The organism is Marinomonas profundimaris (genome assembly GCF_000508165.1).
Classification (GTDB): domain Bacteria; phylum Pseudomonadota; class Gammaproteobacteria; order Pseudomonadales; family Marinomonadaceae; genus Marinomonas; species Marinomonas profundimaris.
Map to the genome: position 1 here is coordinate 14979 of NZ_AYOZ01000014.1, position 16911 is coordinate 31889.

A 16911-nucleotide genomic window follows, 5' to 3' on the forward strand; every position below is an offset into this window, starting at 1 on the left:
TTTGCATTAGATGTCTTGGTATTGAACTTAAAGTGGCGTTAAGTTGTTGTACTAAAACCTCTATCTATATAGTTGTAAATTCTAACATCAATCCCAACCTAAGGGTTATAGTGAACGACATTCGCGGCACATCTAATACGATGTCGCCATCCTCCACAAATCCACCACAAAAAGGAAATGGTATGTCTCATCATGTATTTGAAGATAATTCCCTTACCATTGGCAATACGCCATTAGTACGCTTAAACCGCATCGGCAATGGTAATATTTGGGCAAAACTAGAATCTCGTAACCCGGCTTTTTCAGTAAAATGCCGCATCGGCGCCAACATGGTTTGGGACGCCGAAAAAAAAGGCATTCTGAGCAAAGGAAAATCGCTTGTTGAAGCATCGAGCGGTAATACTGGTATTGCTCTGTGCTTTGTTGCCGCGTCTCGTGGTTACCCAATTACCATCACAATGCCGTCCAGCATGAGTATAGAACGCCGCCAAGTGATGAAAGCGTTGGGCGCGACGATTGTATTGACCGAACCCGCCAAAGGCATGAAAGGCGCGATTGCCAAAGCAGAAGAGATTGCACAAGCTGACAATTTCGTACACCTTCAACAGTTTGACAATGCCGCCAATCCAGAAATTCATGAACAAACCACGGGACCAGAAATTTGGAAAGACACCAATGGTGACATTGACGTCTTCGTTGCCGGTGTTGGCACAGGCGGTACAATCACTGGTGTGAGCCGTTACATTAAAAACACGCAAGGTAAAGCCATCATCAGCGTTGCGGTGGAACCAACGACGTCCCCTGTCATTACACAGACAATGAACGGCGAAGCACACACTCCATCGCCTCATAAAATCCAAGGCATTGGCGCTGGCTTTATTCCTAAAAACCTTGATTTGACGATGGTTGACCGCGTTGAACAAGTTTCCAATGAAGACGCTATTGCTATGGCAAAACGTCTGATGCGCGAAGAAGGTATTTTGTGTGGCATTTCCTGTGGCGCCGCCGTGGTTGCCGCAGAACGATTAAACCAACAAGCTGATTTTTCCGATAAGAAAATCGTCGTTGTATTACCAGATTCTGGCGAACGTTACTTGTCGACGGCTTTATTTGAAGGTGAATTCACCGACAACGAAATCGTCCAGTAAGACTAAGCAAGCCCATTAGAAAACAAAAATCCCCGTTCAGGTACGAAACTTAAGCGGGGATTTTTTTTGGTCCTTATCTAATATTTTTCAAGAGAAGCTTAAAAGCCAAACCACTCTCTTAAAAAAGAAAAGCCCAATTAATGCAGCTTTTTCGTACCATAACGAACCATGTCTTTGCCGTTTTCATACACATCGGCACTCACCCAACGCCCCAAAAGCAATTTCTGATTGTCATCCAGTACAGCAAGGAAGGGACGACCGTCCGTATTGTTTGTCGCCAGCGCAACGCCAGCCGCATTAGCAAGCCCCAAGCCACCGTTTTCTATCGCACGTAAAAACGTCTCAAGTTCGGCTAAGGTCTCAATTACATCGTTGTCATTAATCATTCTATTTACTCTGCTGCATCAATAATGGCGCTAGAATAACAGTTATTGAAGCGTGAGAAAAATAGCTTAATGAAGGTACTAAGATCTTCCATAAAAGTGCGGTTAATCTAAGCGATGATGGTTCATTCTTGTTATTTGTTCTCGGATAGCATCACAGACAAAAGCATTTAGGCTTTTGACCTTCTGCGGATGAAAACAACAACGCCACCTTCCGCCTTCCCCTGAAGAAAGGTTTAATTCGCTTTAATCTGGCAAACCACTTCACCGCCTTCAAAGACGCACAGTTCGCCTTCTTCCATTTGGCTCCACATTTCGTCTTGCGTTAACGGCTGAGTGGCAATCACAGTGACGACGTCTTTGTCTGTGGTCACTTCTTTGAAGTCGATGATGACGTCTTCGTCAGACAAGGTCGCTTTTTTGAACGGTGCTCGACGCGTGATCCAATGCAGTTTTGTCGTACAAAAGCAGTAAAGGCGAGCACCATCAGACAGCATCATATTGAAGACGCCTCGGCCTTTCAGTTGCAAAGCGAGCTCAGATAACACCGTCGAGATATCATCTAGCGATGGCTCATCTTCCCCCAAACGCGCTTGCAGCTGCTCTATAATCCAGCAAAAGGCACGTTCTGAGTCTGTACTGCCTAATGGATGATGTCGTTCGATTGGTAAGGCGCTGACATCTTCAAGCTGTCCGTTATGAGCGTAAGACCACGTTTTTCCCCACAACAAACGACTAAATGGATGTGTATTAAGCAAACACACACCGCCTACATTCGCTTGACGAATATGGCTGATCACAATGTCGCATTTTAAAGAGTTATGACTGATGACTTCCGCGATGTCTGAATCGGCGCTCGGTCTTGGGTCATGTATTGTCCATACATCGCCATCACGATACATGGCCATTCCCCAGCCATCTTTGTGAGGACCTGTTCGGCCACCACGCGCTCGTAAACCGGAAAAACTAAAACAAATATCCGTTGGCACATTGGCACTCATGCCCAATAACTCACACATCGTCTATATCTTCACTTCTAAGGGATTTGTTTTTTTGAATGCGTCGATACAAGAAAATGCCCGCAGCAATGACAGCAATGCCCGCTAAATTAAGCCCGGCATACATAACCCATTCTGTCGAAGAAATCGCATCCACTTTTTCAACCATTTCATCAACGTCTGACACGTCTGCTTTTACGGCATCTGTCTCGGATGGCAAGCCTTCTTTTTCCTGCTCTTCACTCACGATTGAAATGGCAGGCGGCACTAAGACAGGCATCAAATCTCTATTGGAGGAAGGCACTGCCATTAATAGCAAGCTGGCTGGCGTTGCATCGTCCAAACTGACGGTCGGCGCTTCGTCGCCTTTGCGATTGAAGTGCCAGAAAGGCGTCCAGTAATCGAAACGTAAACCAGTTTGTGTCATCCCAACAAGCTTGGCGCGAACTTTCACATCCTCATCCGCAGACACCGGAATGATTTTTTCCCAATAACCTTGCCCAACAAGTGGCATTTCTTCCGTTTCGATGGTGCCATTGTTGTAATTAAATTCGAGCTTCACATTTGAGCGTAAAACATTGAGTTTTAAATTCACCGGCTTAGCGGAAAATGCAATTAAGTTGCCTCCAGGGCTGGTGCCATTGAAATCGATGGCTGGATGCACGGTAAAGTATTGGCTAAGCTGTCTGGAGAAGGTTTTCCCATCCACTAAGCTGACTAATTCGTAATTTCCAGGTTCGGCAATGCCTTCCAAACGCTGTTTAAATTGGCCATTGGTTCGAGCCATTTCGTGCGAAAAGACCGTGTCTTTTTGCTCCCCACTCAAGCGGATCAAGGACTGCGTTACTGTCACTAAACTCAGGATATTTTCATCTTGGATAATGACATTTTTCTGGAAAAGGCCAACCGTTGAATAAATCGGCTCATTTACAAAGACAATCGGAGCCAGTTTTGTGGCCTGTGAACTTAGATTGGTAATAACCCTAATACTGCTTCGTTCAAGATCCACATTGTTGACTTTCCACACACCGGCATCTGGCTCACGCACCGTTATCAGCGTGTAATGATCGGACGCCGATACGGAAACATGGCTGTCATTAACAAGCGATAACAACGATCCGCTGGGTTTGATTACATGCGGTTGAATGCCATTTTCATGGAATACGACGAGCGTTAGCTCTTCTATCGCGTCATCAACAACAAATTGATTGCCATCAAATGGCAATTCATCGGATGGCGATGCTTGCGTGAAAATTCGGTCAAACGTATCCAGTAGATCTTCTGGAATCGCCACTTCGGTATGTGTTGCGTCGGTTCTCAGTGACAGAGATTCCAGTAATGCTTTGTCGGTATAACCTGTCATAGAAACCGTATGAAGGTGAATGCCTCGCTCTTCAAGCTGAGCCATTAACTCATTCAATATACGATCACGAGAGGCCTTATTGACGGCTTCATCCAAGCTAATATCGACCATACCATCCGTCACTAAAATCCAATGACGATTAAAATCCGGCGCCAAACTGCCTGAATCTGGTGTATCCAGCAAAAGTTTAATGATGGCTTCTAAATCGGTTTTAACGTCCTGCGTGACGTAGCTATTTACATAACTTGCCAACTTGGATTTAGTGGCTTTATTGACGGTGGATTCTGGTAGAAGTACTCGAGGCTCTTCACCAAATAACCAGATGCCTAAGGTGGCTTTTTCTTCAGGAGCAAGATTTGAGATAAGGCGCAGCGCCTCAGACGTTAGCTTATCAGGGTCACTAATAAGCATACTACCAGAGGCATCCACAATCACGCGGAATTGCGTGTCCGCCTGACTCGACGGCACCCAAAAAGAAAAAACAGCCGCTAACAACACAGTATTAATTTTCAACCACTTCACGTTTGCGAACTCCTTGAACTACTTTGCTGACATTAGCGACCATTCACCGCAATTAAGTTACATCATACGGTTCCGGTGTGCCATGTACCCATTTGATTATATGAGTTTCCCAATCGTCTTCGTCGACAGTCTGTTCATTCACGGCATAGTGACGAACAGTCAATCCTTGACGAAGCATTTCCTTGTCACTTCCAACCAACAAAGGATGCCAGTTTGGCAACTCTTTCGTTTCATGTAACACACGATAGCTGCACGTATCTGGCAGCCATTGGAACTCGTCGATCTGATCTGGCGTTAACGTAATACAACCGGGCACTTCCGTTTGACGCGTTTCATACACCTTACATTGACAACTTACCGCATTGAGCTGATGACAAGAAAGGTCCGTATAAAAAACCTCGTCTGTTTCATCGTCTTGCAATTTTTGAAGACAACATTTACCACAACCATCGCAGATAGATTCCCATTCCACTGGAGACATTTTTTCCAGTGGTGTGGTTTTCCAAAAAGGTTCGTAACGCTTTGCAATCATGACCCTAACCCAAGTAGTTAATAAATAGCTTCTGTTGGTGTTTTATATAAATCCAACAAATACTCATCTTTTACTGGTGGCAACTGCAAATAAAAATGCTTTTCACGAATACCCACAATGACTTTTTCTGGCGTGGCTCTGGCCAATTTACTGTCTTTGGTTAATAACATGGTCATGGCACTAATACCTTTGCCAAAACGTGCCATTAATTCTTCTGGCACTTTTTTAAGACCGATGCTTTTTTCCACATACAAGTACATTCCATCATGCTTTGATGAACGAAATACTTCTACGATTAAATGCTGTTTCATAATTTTCTCTTGGCGAGATTATCGCCATGTTAGGACTTTTTAAATTTATCTAGCACTGGATCAACAATAACATCTCTTCGCCAGCCGGTTATCGCTGGGTTTTGCCAGTCAACCTCTGTGCCGTCAAACAAATGACGAACCAAGGGATCCAATAGTTTACGCTTCATCATGGCTTCTGGTGCAATTTTTAACGTGTCGGCTTTTTCACGCACAAATGCTTTGATTTTCTTTGTTAGTTCACCCGCCTGAGACGGCAATGGAACGTCCAATGGCAATTGATATTCGTCTTCAGACAATTCATTCACCAAGGCAACATTTTGTAAAATCACCTCACCGTATAGACGATGTTGACGACCGGTTAACTCTTCCGCTTCAGACACAGCTTTATGATGCGTAGGCAAAGTTTTCGCCAAACACCATAAGGTGCGATCTTTTAAAATCTGGCCTTTCGGCACATCTTCTTTACGGGCTTGCTCATCACGCCAAATAAACAGCAAACGCAACAGCGTTAAACCGGCGGGAGATAAACGCCACGCGGTTTTGACGCCGTCCCAATTTTGCTCTGGATCCGAATTCATCTGATACTGCCACTTAAGTGACTCACAGTCTTCCAATGCCCATTCGAGCATATTTTTGGCTTCTAAACGGGCAATTTGCATCGGGTAAACTTTTGCTAAATAGACCACATCGAGTGCCGCATAACGTTTTTGGGCATCGGTTAATGGACGTTGAATCCAATCAGAACGCGTTTCGTCTTTTGCTACTTCTATCTGTAAATACTCATGAATCAGTTTCACATAACTCAACGACCATTGTGCGCTCGCGTACGCTTCACCGATCTGAGTATCATAAAAAGGCGCTGGCAATACACCTAAGAGACGATCAAAAACATCCAAGTCCTCAGAGCAAGCATGGAATACCTTCATCACAGCAGGATTTACCATCAAGCTGCGAAGTGGCTCCCATTCATCGATGCTCAACGGATCAATTAGTACGGCTTTGTCACCTTCACTAATTTGGATTAGCCCCGTAATTGGAAAATAGGTTGTGCGACGAATGAACTCGGTATCCACGGCAATCACAGGCAATTCTGCCCAATAATCGCACCATGTCACCAATGACTCATTATCCGCAACCCATACAATATTCAGAGCATCATCTTGATCATTCATTCTAGAGTGTCTTCCGTCCCTCTAGCGCCAACGCCAGAGTGTTTCCATCTACGTATTCCAGCTCACCACCCATAGGAACCCCATGAGCAATACGACTGACGTTGATGTTTAATGTTTTTAATTTCTCGGCGATATAGTGACAAGTGGCTTCACCTTCTACCGTCGAGTTAGTGGCGATAATCGCCTCTTCTACTTCGTTATGTTGTACCAACGCTTCAAGGCGATCTAGACCCAATTCTTCTGGCCCAATACCGTCTATCGGTGATAAGTGGCCTAACAGAACAAAATAACGCCCTGTATACGTACCCGCCGATTCAATCGCGACAACATCCGCTGGTGTTTCCACAATACACAAATGTTTTGCATCGCGCTCAGGGTCTTGGCAAAGCTGACATTCAGACTCTTCCGTCAATGTGCGACAGCTTGAACAACGCCCAACTTTGTCGAGCGCCTCGCGCAATCCATTCGCCAGTCTATCCGCCCCTTGATGATCACGCTCCAATAAATACAATGCCATCTTTTGGGCCGATCTCGGCCCAACGCCTGGCAAACAACGTAACGATTCAATTAACTCTTTTATTAAGGGACTAAACAAAGCGAACTCCTAGAAAGGCATCTTGAAGCCTGGTGGCAAAGACATACCCGCCGTTGCTGCTTCCATTTTGGCTTTCTGACCGACTTCGATATTGCGTACGGCATCGTTGACCGCAGCGGCAATTAAGTCTTCTAGCATTTCTTTGTCGTCTGCAAACAAAGAATCATCAATAGAAACACGCTTTACATCATGACGGCCGGTCATAACAATTTTCACAAGGCCAGCACCCGCTTGACCTTCTACTTCCATATTGGCCACTTCTTCTTGTGCTTTTTGCATATTTTCTTGCATTTGCTGCGCTTGGCGCATCATGTTACCCATACCACCTTTAAACATAACTCTCTCCAATTAGGCTTTAATTTTAACCGTGTCATAAACCAGTTGTGCGCCCATCGTCGACGATAAAGCTTGTACAACTGGATGTGAATTCAAATGTTCGATGGCAACCTGAAGCGCTTCCGCACGTTTGCTCGCGGCGAACTCTTCGGCCGTCACACCGCTGGTATCTTCTACCGTGTCAATAATCAAGGGCACAGACATCGCAAAGAAATCGCTCAATGCACCTTGTATTTGCTCATAACGCACTTGATTAAGCATGTGCCCATATTCCAAAGGCACTTCTAAGCGAATGCCTTGATCGCTGGCGTCCACTAAGCTGGAATTCATTAAAATGTTTTGCACCAAACCTGTCAAAGGTAAGCGCGGCGCCACCAGCCACCACAACTTCATGGTTAATTCATTAAAATGATTCAACGCCGGCATTGGCATCGCCAATGCCGGTTGCGCTATCGTATCAGGGACTTTGGCTAAACGCGTATCAGGCTCGTTGCTTTCTTCGATAACAGAAGACTCTAAAGGTTCCGCCCCCAACGCATCAACTAAATCCGCAGCGGGATTAAAAGGATCAATGACATCGGCGATGGCACGTTCTTCCGCCTCTTCTTCGTCCTCATCATCGTCGCTTTCATCTAAAACGTCTTCTGCAAATTTTTCTTCTGCGATAACAAAAGGCGTAGACTCATGCCCTGACTTGCTAATACTTTCTGTCGGGGACTCCGACTCTTGCAGCTCTTGCGCTTCAATCGATGCGTCGATTTCTTGCGGCACACTATCCGCAGACGTGACTGTCTCACTCTTTTCCGCTTTAACTATTTCAGCTATTTCAGCTATTTCAGCATCATCAACCGCGACAGGTGCAGCTTCGTCAGTAACATCCTCTAAAACGGTTTTATCTTTGATGCTTTCATTTTCAATGATAGAGCTTTCATCGAGAACCTTCTCTTCAACAACAGCCGTTTCCGGTGCATATTCCCATGGCGGACGCTCAGCAGGCGGCACCGGTGATTGCTCAATTTTTTGTTCAGCAGGCGCAGTAACTACCGAGCCTGACTCAACAGTTGGTGTTTTTTTTTCTGCCATTTCTGATAACGGAACATCGGCTTCCGCTACAGGATAAGCCGGTGTATTCTCTGCTGAAATTACCGCTGGCGCCGCATGACTGACCACCATTGGCGGTGTCGGACGAAACGCGATAAGCCTTAGCATTAGCATTTCAAAACCGGCACGCGCAGAGTGTGCGAGATGCAAATCACGACGACCAATCAGCAAACTCTGATACATAATTTGTATTTCTTCAGCGCTCACATTGGCCGCTATGGCTTGAATACGTGCTAAATCGCCCAGTTGATCAACTAACGCGCCCGGCACTTGTTGCTCGATTGCGATACGATGTAAGACATCCAATAAACTGCCGCAAATCGCTGTGAAATCTGGCTGATAATCCGCGAGTTTCTCAATACGAGATAAAACTTCTGCAGCGTTTTTCGAGGAAACACTTTCAAGTAAATCCAGCACCTGTGCCTGGTTTACCAAACCCAGCATCGCTGTCACACCAGATTCAGAAATAGTGCCGTTGCCAAATGCAATTGCCTGATCTGTTAAACTCAACGCATCACGCATACTGCCATTCGCCGCTTGACCAATTTGCCAAAGCGCAGGTTGATCAAAATTAACGTGTTCGGTAGCAAGCACCGTTTGCAAATAGTCCACGACACGCTGTGGTGACATATTTTTCAAATTGAATTGCAAACAGCGAGACAAAATCGTAACAGGAAGTTTCTGTGGGTCGGTTGTCGCCAATAGAAATTTAACGTGTTCTGGTGGTTCTTCGAGGGTTTTTAATAACGCATTAAAGGAGTGCGTAGACAACATGTGCACTTCGTCTATTAGATAGACTTTAAAACGACCACGCGTCGGTGCGTATTGAACGTTTTCTAGTAATTCACGTGTATCTTCTACTTTTGTACGTGAGGCCGCATCCACTTCGATAAGGTCGACAAAACGACCTTCAGTAATTTCACGACAACTGTCACAGGTGCCACAAGGTTCAGGTGAAATCCCATTGGTTTCACAGTTCAAGCATTTCGCAAAAATACGCGCTATGGTGGTTTTACCAACACCGCGTGTTCCGGTAAACAAATAGGCATGATGCAGGCGCTGTTGGCGTAAAGCATTTACTAACGCTTGAAGTACATGGTCTTGCCCAGCCATTTCAAGGAAAGTCTGTGGGCGCCATTTACGTGCTAAAACTTGATAACTCATGATGGATACTGGCTAATAAAAAGCGATTTTTTATTGTACGGCAGTACGAACAATTTCGGAACCACTCTTAGCCTACTGTACGACGGGTAATAGAGAGAAAATAACAAAAAAACTTCACTATAGAGATCAATAGCTTAAATTTAGTACAACTTTTTGCCGGACGCATCGCTCGTTATGACCAAGCGATGCGTCTGACTCAGTGGATGCTTATTAGCTTAATTTGGCTTTACGCGCTTTACGTTGGCGCTCTTTTTCCAGTGTTTTTTCTTCACGATGCTTTTCAATGGCGTCCACCACTTCCGCGCCGATGTGTTCTTCACCACGAGATCGCGCAAGCTGAACTTGACGCTCACGTTCGATAAAACGCTGACGCTGCTCGTCCGTGTATTTATCAAAACAATGCACACAACTTACGCCTTGAACATAACGCTCACTTTGCTTTTCTTCTTCAGTAATTGGCATACGACAGGCATGACACTGATCATATTCGCCCTTTTCAAGGTCGTGATTTACTGACACTCGATTATCAAAAACAAAACATTCGCCTTCCCAAAGGGTGTCTTCTTTCGGCACTTCTTCCAAGTACTTCAAAATACCGCCCTCAAGGTGATAAACCTCATCAAAACCTTGCTCTAGCATATACGCCGTGGATTTTTCGCAACGAATACCGCCCGTGCAAAACATTGCAACTTTTTTGTGTTTAGCAGGATCAAGGTTGTCTTTTACGTACGCAGGAAATTCGCGAAAGGTATCGGTCTTTGGGTTAACCGCATTTTTGAATGTGCCAATCTGCACTTCGTAATCGTTACGAGTATCGACCAAAACAACATCTGGATCAGAAATCAAATCATTCCAATCCGTTGGCTTAACATATGTACCAACAACACGCTTAGGGTCAATGCCTTCAACGCCCATGGTAACAATTTCTTTTTTCAATTTTACTTTTGTGCGATAGAAAGGCATGTTTTCATCATACGATTCTTTAGAAACAATATTGTCCAACCCTGGCTGCTGATCCAACCACGCCAACAAAGCATCAATACCTTCACGAGGACCTGCGACCGTACCATTTATACCTTCGCTTGCGAGCAATAAAGTACCGCGAATGGCGTTATCTTCTAATGTTTTCTGCAGGGGCTCACGAATGGATTCAAAGTGCGGCAATTCAACAAATTTATAAAGGGCACAAACTACGACGTTAGACATATTTCTCTCCTATGCGATCTGGAACGTAAAACCAGAGCAATTAATTAAGGCGCGCATTATAGAGATTTATGGTGTTTTTTTCGAGCCCATTTCCACAAAAACAGCCAAATTACATACCGAAGAAATACAAACCGCCCTACTGGTCAGGGTCAAGCGTCATTCCAGTCGTGTTATTGACGCGAAACCAACCCGCAATACTATGTCGAGTGCGCTTTGCCACAACAACTTCATGATAAAAACATTCACTCAGAAAAACCGCCAGTCGCCCTTTTTTTGGGTAAAAACGACCAAGCTCAATGTTTGGGTCAATTTCATCATACACAACCAATTCACCGCCATCGCCATCCTGCCAGTTGTCATTCAAATACAAAACAGTCGATAAAATTCGATTACTTTCTCCTTTAAATGCATCTATGTGTTTTTCATAAAATGCGCCAGCTTCATATCGAGCAAAATGCGCCTCGTAATCAAAAAGCCCCAAAAACAAACGACGATTGAGCGCGACTCGCAACTCTTCCATTGTTTTCAAAAAATCTTTTTTTATGGGCTTGTTGGGGTCTATCCATTGAATATAATCTCGGCGCGCATCCAGTATAATTTGATGATCTTGCTTTCGGCCCACACCAGCCTGCAACATATAAGCATTCTGAATATTTTCAACCTCATCCATTAGGGCATCAATAAAGTCTGCGGAAAAAAAGTCATCTTGAACGCTCCAGCCCTTCGTCTGCAAATCTGCTAACAAATTAGAAAAAGGCGCTTCTCGACTAAACGCCGGAATCGAATTTTCCACATAGAGCTTTTTCGTCATCAAGACATCGTTATACATAGATAGATTTATCACTTCTAAAAAGGCAAAATTACCATGACCGCTATAGTACTGTAGCCTCTTCGCCAACACACCAAGATTTCTACAATCATGAGCCAACCCTTTCAATTACGAGACTACCAAACTCAAGCCGTCGAAGCGTCTTTAGCGCACTTTCGCGCCAGCGACGACCCCGCCATTATTGTATTGCCTACTGGCGCAGGTAAAAGCCTGGTCATCGCGGAGTTAAGCCGATTGGCTAAGGGACGGGTTATTTGTTTGGCCCACGTAAAAGAATTGGTTGAACAAAATCATGCAAAATTTCTTGCGACAGGTTCATCTGCTGGCATCTTTTCTGCTGGGCTAAGCCAAAAAAACAGCGCCTCAAAAACCACCTTTGCCAGCATTCAATCCATTTCCGCTAACCTACTTGAATTCGACGTACCAGCTAGCCTTATCATTATTGACGAATGCCATCGGGTCAGCATGGAAGAAAGTGGCCAATACCAAAAAACCATTGAACACTTTAAAACACTCAACCCAAAAGTGAAGATCCTCGGATTAACCGCAACACCTTATCGACTAGGAAGCGGCTGGATTTATCAACACCATTACCACGGCTACACGCGACAAGGGCCAGATTCGATTTTTAAGAAATGTATTTTTGAACTACCATTGCAACACATGGTCAAGAAAGGCTATTTAACACCGCCCATTCATTACGACGCCGCTATTGCGCATTATGACTTCAGTCTTCTCACAGAAAGCCTTGATGGCGAACAAAACACCGACGACATTGCACTCAATGAACTCATTCACAAAAACCCTCGCGTCACCAAAGCCGTCACAGAACAAATATTACAACTTAGCCAAGACAGACAAGGCGTGATGATTTTTGCGGCAACCATTGATCACGCAACTGAAATAGCAGGTTATTTACCCGTCGACAAGACGGCGTTAATTACAGGTAAAACAAAAACAAAACAACGAGATGCCCTCATTTCGGCTTTTAAAGCCAAAGAAATCAAATTTCTCGTTAATGTCTCCGTTCTGACCACAGGATTTGATGCGCCCCATGTGGACGTCATTGCCATCTTACGACCCACGCAATCTATTAGTTTATTTCAGCAAATTGTCGGGCGCGGCCTGCGACTAAGCCCTGGAAAAAAAGACTGCCTCGTTTTGGATTACACCAACAATGGCTACAATATTTTTCAGCCTGAAATTGGTGAAAAACGCCCAACGCCAGATTCTGTTGCTGTGCAAATTCACTGCCCTGAATGCGATTTTGCCAATACCTTTTGGGGAAGAAAAGACGAGGAAGGCAACATACTTGAACACTTTGGACGTCGTTGTCATGGTTTAATTGATTCGCCAGAAGGCGAACACCAATGCACTTACCGCTTTCGCTTTAAGCGCTGCCCGTATTGCAATGAAGAAAATGATATTGCCGCCAGACAATGCCAGCATTGCGCCGAAAAGCTCATAGACCCTGACGATTTATTAAGAAGCGCACTAAACCTAAAAAACAATAAGGTACTACGCTGTTCTGACATCACGTCAGACATTATTTGGAAAGACAAAAGCCTTAAAATCACCTATCACGACGAAGATGGACTTACACTTTCAGAGACCTTTCGATTCAATTATAAAAAATCGCGGCAAGCCTTTAACGACCTATTCGGACGAAGAGTGGCTAACGCCAGTCAGTCCATTGAGTTTGACACACTTGAAGAAGTTGAGAAGTTTCTACCTTATCTTCCTGCACCTGACTTTGTCATAGCCAAAAAGCAAAAACAGCACTGGCAAGTAACAGAACGTTTATTTGATTACAAAGGCCCATACCGGAAAGCCAATGAACTAAACTAAAACAGTTAACGCTTATTTTTCAGTGCGTTTCGATAGGACATTTCAAACGGAAGGTTCATCCGTTTTAAATTTTCCATAGCCACGGGGCCCAATATGCCTTTCGGCACACCACTCAATAACACAAACCAATAGTTAGCCATCATATTTTCAGCAAAGATACTTGCCGTTTTCTCCTCTACACCAACTTGCTTAAAACGCTTAATGATGCCTTCCGAAATCACCGACATTTGATTCGTATGAAAACCGCCCGTGGCCAAACTATCCAATAAAACCTGTCGCGTAAATTCTACGTATTCATCATAAAAATCAAACAATACTTGCGCCATCTGCTGCAAATAATCAATCGGCGATACACTGGCTTTTTGCGCAAGTACCGCAGCACGAAGCGCAACATCCATTTCATCAAAGAATATATCTTTTACCAAAGAAAGTTTATCTGGGAAGTGAACAAACAAAGTGCCAACCGCTATTCCTGCTTGCTCGCTCAAATAGCGGGTACTGGTTACTTCAATGCCTTGCTTGAGGAAGGATTGCTTAGCAATATTTTTGATTTTGGCGCGCGTGTTGGCTTTTTGCTGCTGTCGAAGACTCACTTGTCGATTCCCTTGAGTAAGATATCCAGAGAGTCTAGCCTGTCTGATTTTTATTGACGAGTAGAAAATTAACGCACTGAATTAACACTGGGCATGGATGATCGGGCTAACGCAGTAGACAGATCCCGCATAAAAGACTCAATACGCTGCGCATTGACACCAAAATCGCCAACACCCGCTCTTGAGCAGGAACGCATGTCTATCCTTACTTTATCGCCTTCGACTTGTGTGATCCGAATCACAACATCATCGCGAAAACCAAAAATTGGCGTACGAGCAGTTGCTTCCACAATACCCGCTTGAGAATACTTCGCCACCACTTCCCAACCACGACTTTCAATCAACCTAACCACTTCTGAATATACAGTAGGCTTATCTTTCTCACTATAAACAGGTAATACATTCGGATAATATTCGTGCTGAATATCCGCCCATTCAGCATTATAGCTAAGGTCATTTTCATTGTATTTACGGATAAAATTAACATTCAAGTACGCAGGCGGCGTGACTGTGTCGGTTGTAATATCATTAATGGGAGGAAGCCCAGATTTTTGCAAATAGATACCTATCCACATCGCGCTGTAAACAAACGAAACTATTAATACGAGAAAGAAAAAACGCTGACTCGCTATGTTTTTCTCCTTTCGGCAGACACATAACGACAGGACAGTAAGAAAGGAAATCAACAAAGAAGCAAAAACGCTTTGACGCAACAGGGAAAAGCAAGTTAATGGTTCAAAAATTCCAACTCGCACACCGGCAATTGATATAAATGCCACACACCCTACTAACATAAGAAGAATGTATAAAACCGGTGAGATATAACGACTCATAGACAGCTCATATCGAAAAATAATATCTCACACCATATCGCGACTTGAAGACAACGAACAGAAGCAAGAAGCTTGTTTTAAATCATTCCTTTGTATTTGCATATTTTCTGTAAAGTTTCCCGCAAAAGCAACCCAAAAAGACTTAAAAGAGACTTAAATCCCCCGTCAAAACAAAAAACTAACCCTTGGTTTTTTAATATTTTAAACATCAACCCAAGGGGGTTATACGCTTTACTGACAAACAAACGAGGCATAGACATCATCAACAAAAAAACGATAATAACGCAGCCTAGAAAAGAGCCACACCACAATGACAACACCATCAAATAAGCACTGCGTCGACATACTCCGTGAAGAATGCAAAAAACAGTCTATGAGACCATTTATAGCAAGAGGCGCCAACGCCGTTCGCTGCACACAATGCCTAATGGCGGAATTTGCCTGCTTTTGCCACTTTAGAATGAATCAACACTCGCCAGTCGAATTTATTCTACTTTTTCATCGAGATGAAATTCACAAGCCCACCAACAGCGGCAGACTTATTGCGGACTTGTTTCCCGATGAAACACATGCGTTTTTATGGAGCAGAACAGAGCCGTCAAAAGCACTTTTAACACTACTAGAGGCTAAGCAAGGGCATTGCACGCTATTATTCCCGAATACCGACACGGCAAAAGTACAACAAAGACCACAAAGGCAACTCCCGCTAAACACAGAAGAGCCCAATACAAAACACACCTTCATCATTTTGGACGGTACATGGAAACAGGCGAGTAAAATGTTCCATCAGAGCCATTGGCTGAAAGACATTCCTCATTTTGAAATAAGCAGCGAAGCGCAGCGCTCCTTCCTTGTCCGACACTCTAGCCATCAGATGCAATTTGCCACTGCCGAAGTCAGCGCTATGCTTCTGGATACACTAGGGCACAAAAAACAAAGCCAGGCACTGCTTAGTTATTACCAAGTTTTTAATCAACATTGCCTCATTAGCCGAAAACGAGACAAAAGCACAAACACATGAAAGTAAATTACAAAAATAAAAAATCTTTTCAGAACAACAGAGTATGCAATTCTAGAAACAAAGCGCACCCTCACTTACAACTAAGAGGCTCTCAGCAATAAATTCACCCATCCGTTAGAGTGAAATTGGGCTGCTTGCTTTTTCTTTTTGCCCACTAGAACAGGTCCATTATCCAAGAATAGAAACGCCTTCCAAGTTCGCTTAAACACACCCCATTTTACCTCAAAAACCACGTCACTATGGCAGCAAAAGAAAACCGTCGTATCATCACCCCATGCAGCAAAGTGCGAAAGAAACTCATCCGGCAAAGACAGCTGCTCGCTGTCCCATACTTTCTCCCACTGAAGCTTTCCTGACGGTACCTGAGCCTTTACGGCTTTCACCCAATCTTTGTCCGTTAAATGATCGGGATGCGTATGCTCTTCACTAATATAATCACGCCAAACTTGTCCGGCTCGTCCTTCACTTAATAAACGTATTTCTTGTAAATCGGCTGGTTCTACCTTGGGGTCATTTCGCTTAAAAACCCAGCTTTTTGGAAAACAATCTAACGGTTGGTACAAGACAATGTCCTTAGAAAATAAAATTGATGAAAAAAACTAATCTAACAAGTGAGAAAGGATCGTTTGTTCAATCGGTCAAGCTTGTCTAATATTGAAAATGTTGTAATAAAACAACATTTATTATGAAATCAAACAGGAGAATACCATGGACTCTCAACAACAATACGAAGCATTACTCGCAAAATGGGGCTACGCAGACACAACCGTTGAAGATCACGCTCGTCGCCAAAAACGCGCTCGCCGTGCAAAAGCCGTTGTTGCATTTTTCAAAACAACCATTAAAACCATCAAAAAAATAAGCGCTCGTCCGCAACAACTGGGTCAAGCAAGCCACTAATTTCGAAAAGAATAAAGCCCATATTAATGGGGCATAAGTATATCGTAAACAGATCT

18 protein-coding genes are annotated in these 16911 nt (G+C 44.0%); 4 read left to right on the forward strand and 14 right to left on the reverse strand.

Annotated elements, in window-relative coordinates:
- The first annotated feature begins 182 nt into the window (after positions 1–182).
- Complete coding sequence (gene cysK / locus D104_RS28125; RefSeq protein WP_024024005.1) at positions 183–1148, forward strand: cysteine synthase A; 966 nt, start codon at positions 183–185, stop codon at positions 1146–1148.
- Between the two features lie 137 nt (positions 1149–1285).
- Here cysK and D104_RS28130 read toward each other — a convergent pair whose 3' ends face one another.
- The 11 genes from D104_RS28130 to D104_RS28180 all read right to left on the reverse strand — a co-directional run bounded on the left by D104_RS28130 (position 1286) and on the right by D104_RS28180 (position 11642).
- Positions 1286–1534, reverse strand: coding sequence for a hypothetical protein (locus D104_RS28130; RefSeq protein ID WP_024024006.1), 249 nt, complete (start codon positions 1532–1534; stop codon positions 1286–1288).
- A 233-nt stretch (positions 1535–1767) separates the two neighbouring features.
- Positions 1768–2550 carry a class II glutamine amidotransferase gene (locus tag D104_RS28135; RefSeq protein ID WP_024024007.1) on the reverse strand — a complete coding sequence of 261 codons (783 nt, stop codon included), beginning with the start codon at positions 2548–2550 and terminating at the stop codon, positions 1768–1770.
- Positions 2543–4414 carry a VWA domain-containing protein gene (locus tag D104_RS28140; RefSeq protein WP_024024008.1) on the reverse strand — a complete coding sequence of 624 codons (1872 nt, stop codon included), beginning with the start codon at positions 4412–4414 and terminating at the stop codon, positions 2543–2545. The genes D104_RS28135 and D104_RS28140 overlap by 8 nt, the downstream gene beginning before the upstream one ends.
- 52 nt (positions 4415–4466) lie before the next feature.
- On the reverse strand, positions 4467–4946 hold the full coding sequence (locus tag D104_RS28145) for a YcgN family cysteine cluster protein (protein ID WP_024024009.1): 480 nt from the start codon (positions 4944–4946) through the stop codon (positions 4467–4469).
- A gap of 17 nt (positions 4947–4963) precedes the next feature.
- Complete coding sequence (locus tag D104_RS28150) at positions 4964–5257, reverse strand: YcgL domain-containing protein (RefSeq protein WP_024024010.1); 294 nt, start codon at positions 5255–5257, stop codon at positions 4964–4966.
- Positions 5258–5286: 29 nt separating this feature from the next.
- Positions 5287–6429: a ribonuclease D gene (rnd, locus tag D104_RS28155; RefSeq protein ID WP_024024011.1), complete on the reverse strand. Its 1143-nt coding sequence runs from the start codon at positions 6427–6429 to the stop codon at positions 5287–5289.
- Position 6430: 1 nt separating this feature from the next.
- On the reverse strand, positions 6431–7024 hold the full coding sequence (gene recR / locus D104_RS28160; protein ID WP_024024012.1) for a recombination mediator RecR: 594 nt from the start codon (positions 7022–7024) through the stop codon (positions 6431–6433).
- Positions 7025–7033: 9 nt separating this feature from the next.
- Positions 7034–7360 carry a YbaB/EbfC family nucleoid-associated protein gene (locus tag D104_RS28165; RefSeq protein ID WP_024024013.1) on the reverse strand — a complete coding sequence of 109 codons (327 nt, stop codon included), beginning with the start codon at positions 7358–7360 and terminating at the stop codon, positions 7034–7036.
- A 12-nt stretch (positions 7361–7372) separates the two neighbouring features.
- The gene (dnaX, locus tag D104_RS28170; protein WP_024024014.1) at positions 7373–9625 is read right to left on the reverse strand and encodes a DNA polymerase III subunit gamma/tau; all 2253 of its coding nucleotides are present in this window, start codon (positions 9623–9625) and stop codon (positions 7373–7375) included.
- Positions 9626–9835: 210 nt separating this feature from the next.
- The gene (gene trhO / locus D104_RS28175; protein ID WP_024024015.1) at positions 9836–10831 is read right to left on the reverse strand and encodes an oxygen-dependent tRNA uridine(34) hydroxylase TrhO; all 996 of its coding nucleotides are present in this window, start codon (positions 10829–10831) and stop codon (positions 9836–9838) included.
- 136 nt (positions 10832–10967) lie between these two features.
- Positions 10968–11642, reverse strand: a complete 675-nt coding sequence (locus D104_RS28180; RefSeq protein WP_024024016.1) for a 2OG-Fe(II) oxygenase — start codon at positions 11640–11642, stop codon at positions 10968–10970.
- 108 nt (positions 11643–11750) lie between these two features.
- Here D104_RS28180 and D104_RS28185 point away from each other — a divergent pair, with 108 nt between their 5' ends.
- On the forward strand, positions 11751–13508 hold the full coding sequence (locus D104_RS28185) for a DEAD/DEAH box helicase (protein WP_024024017.1): 1758 nt from the start codon (positions 11751–11753) through the stop codon (positions 13506–13508).
- A 5-nt stretch (positions 13509–13513) separates the two neighbouring features.
- Here the strand turns inward: D104_RS28185 and D104_RS28190 are convergent, their stop codons facing one another.
- Positions 13514–14101 carry a TetR/AcrR family transcriptional regulator gene (locus D104_RS28190; protein WP_024024018.1) on the reverse strand — a complete coding sequence of 196 codons (588 nt, stop codon included), beginning with the start codon at positions 14099–14101 and terminating at the stop codon, positions 13514–13516.
- 68 nt (positions 14102–14169) lie between these two features.
- Positions 14170–14934, reverse strand: a complete 765-nt coding sequence (locus D104_RS28195; RefSeq protein WP_024024019.1) for a DUF1499 domain-containing protein — start codon at positions 14932–14934, stop codon at positions 14170–14172.
- A gap of 373 nt (positions 14935–15307) precedes the next feature.
- On the opposite strand from D104_RS28195, the gene D104_RS28205 reads away from it, so the two are divergent.
- Positions 15308–15955 carry a tRNA-uridine aminocarboxypropyltransferase gene (locus tag D104_RS28205; RefSeq protein ID WP_235075921.1) on the forward strand — a complete coding sequence of 216 codons (648 nt, stop codon included), beginning with the start codon at positions 15308–15310 and terminating at the stop codon, positions 15953–15955.
- A gap of 80 nt (positions 15956–16035) precedes the next feature.
- On the opposite strand, the gene D104_RS28210 is transcribed toward D104_RS28205, so the two are convergent.
- On the reverse strand, positions 16036–16518 hold the full coding sequence (locus D104_RS28210) for a DUF2947 family protein (RefSeq protein ID WP_024024022.1): 483 nt from the start codon (positions 16516–16518) through the stop codon (positions 16036–16038).
- A gap of 145 nt (positions 16519–16663) precedes the next feature.
- On the opposite strand from D104_RS28210, the gene D104_RS28215 reads away from it, so the two are divergent.
- Positions 16664–16855, forward strand: a complete 192-nt coding sequence (locus D104_RS28215) for a hypothetical protein (RefSeq protein ID WP_024024023.1) — start codon at positions 16664–16666, stop codon at positions 16853–16855.
- The last annotated feature ends 56 nt before the right edge of the window (positions 16856–16911 follow it).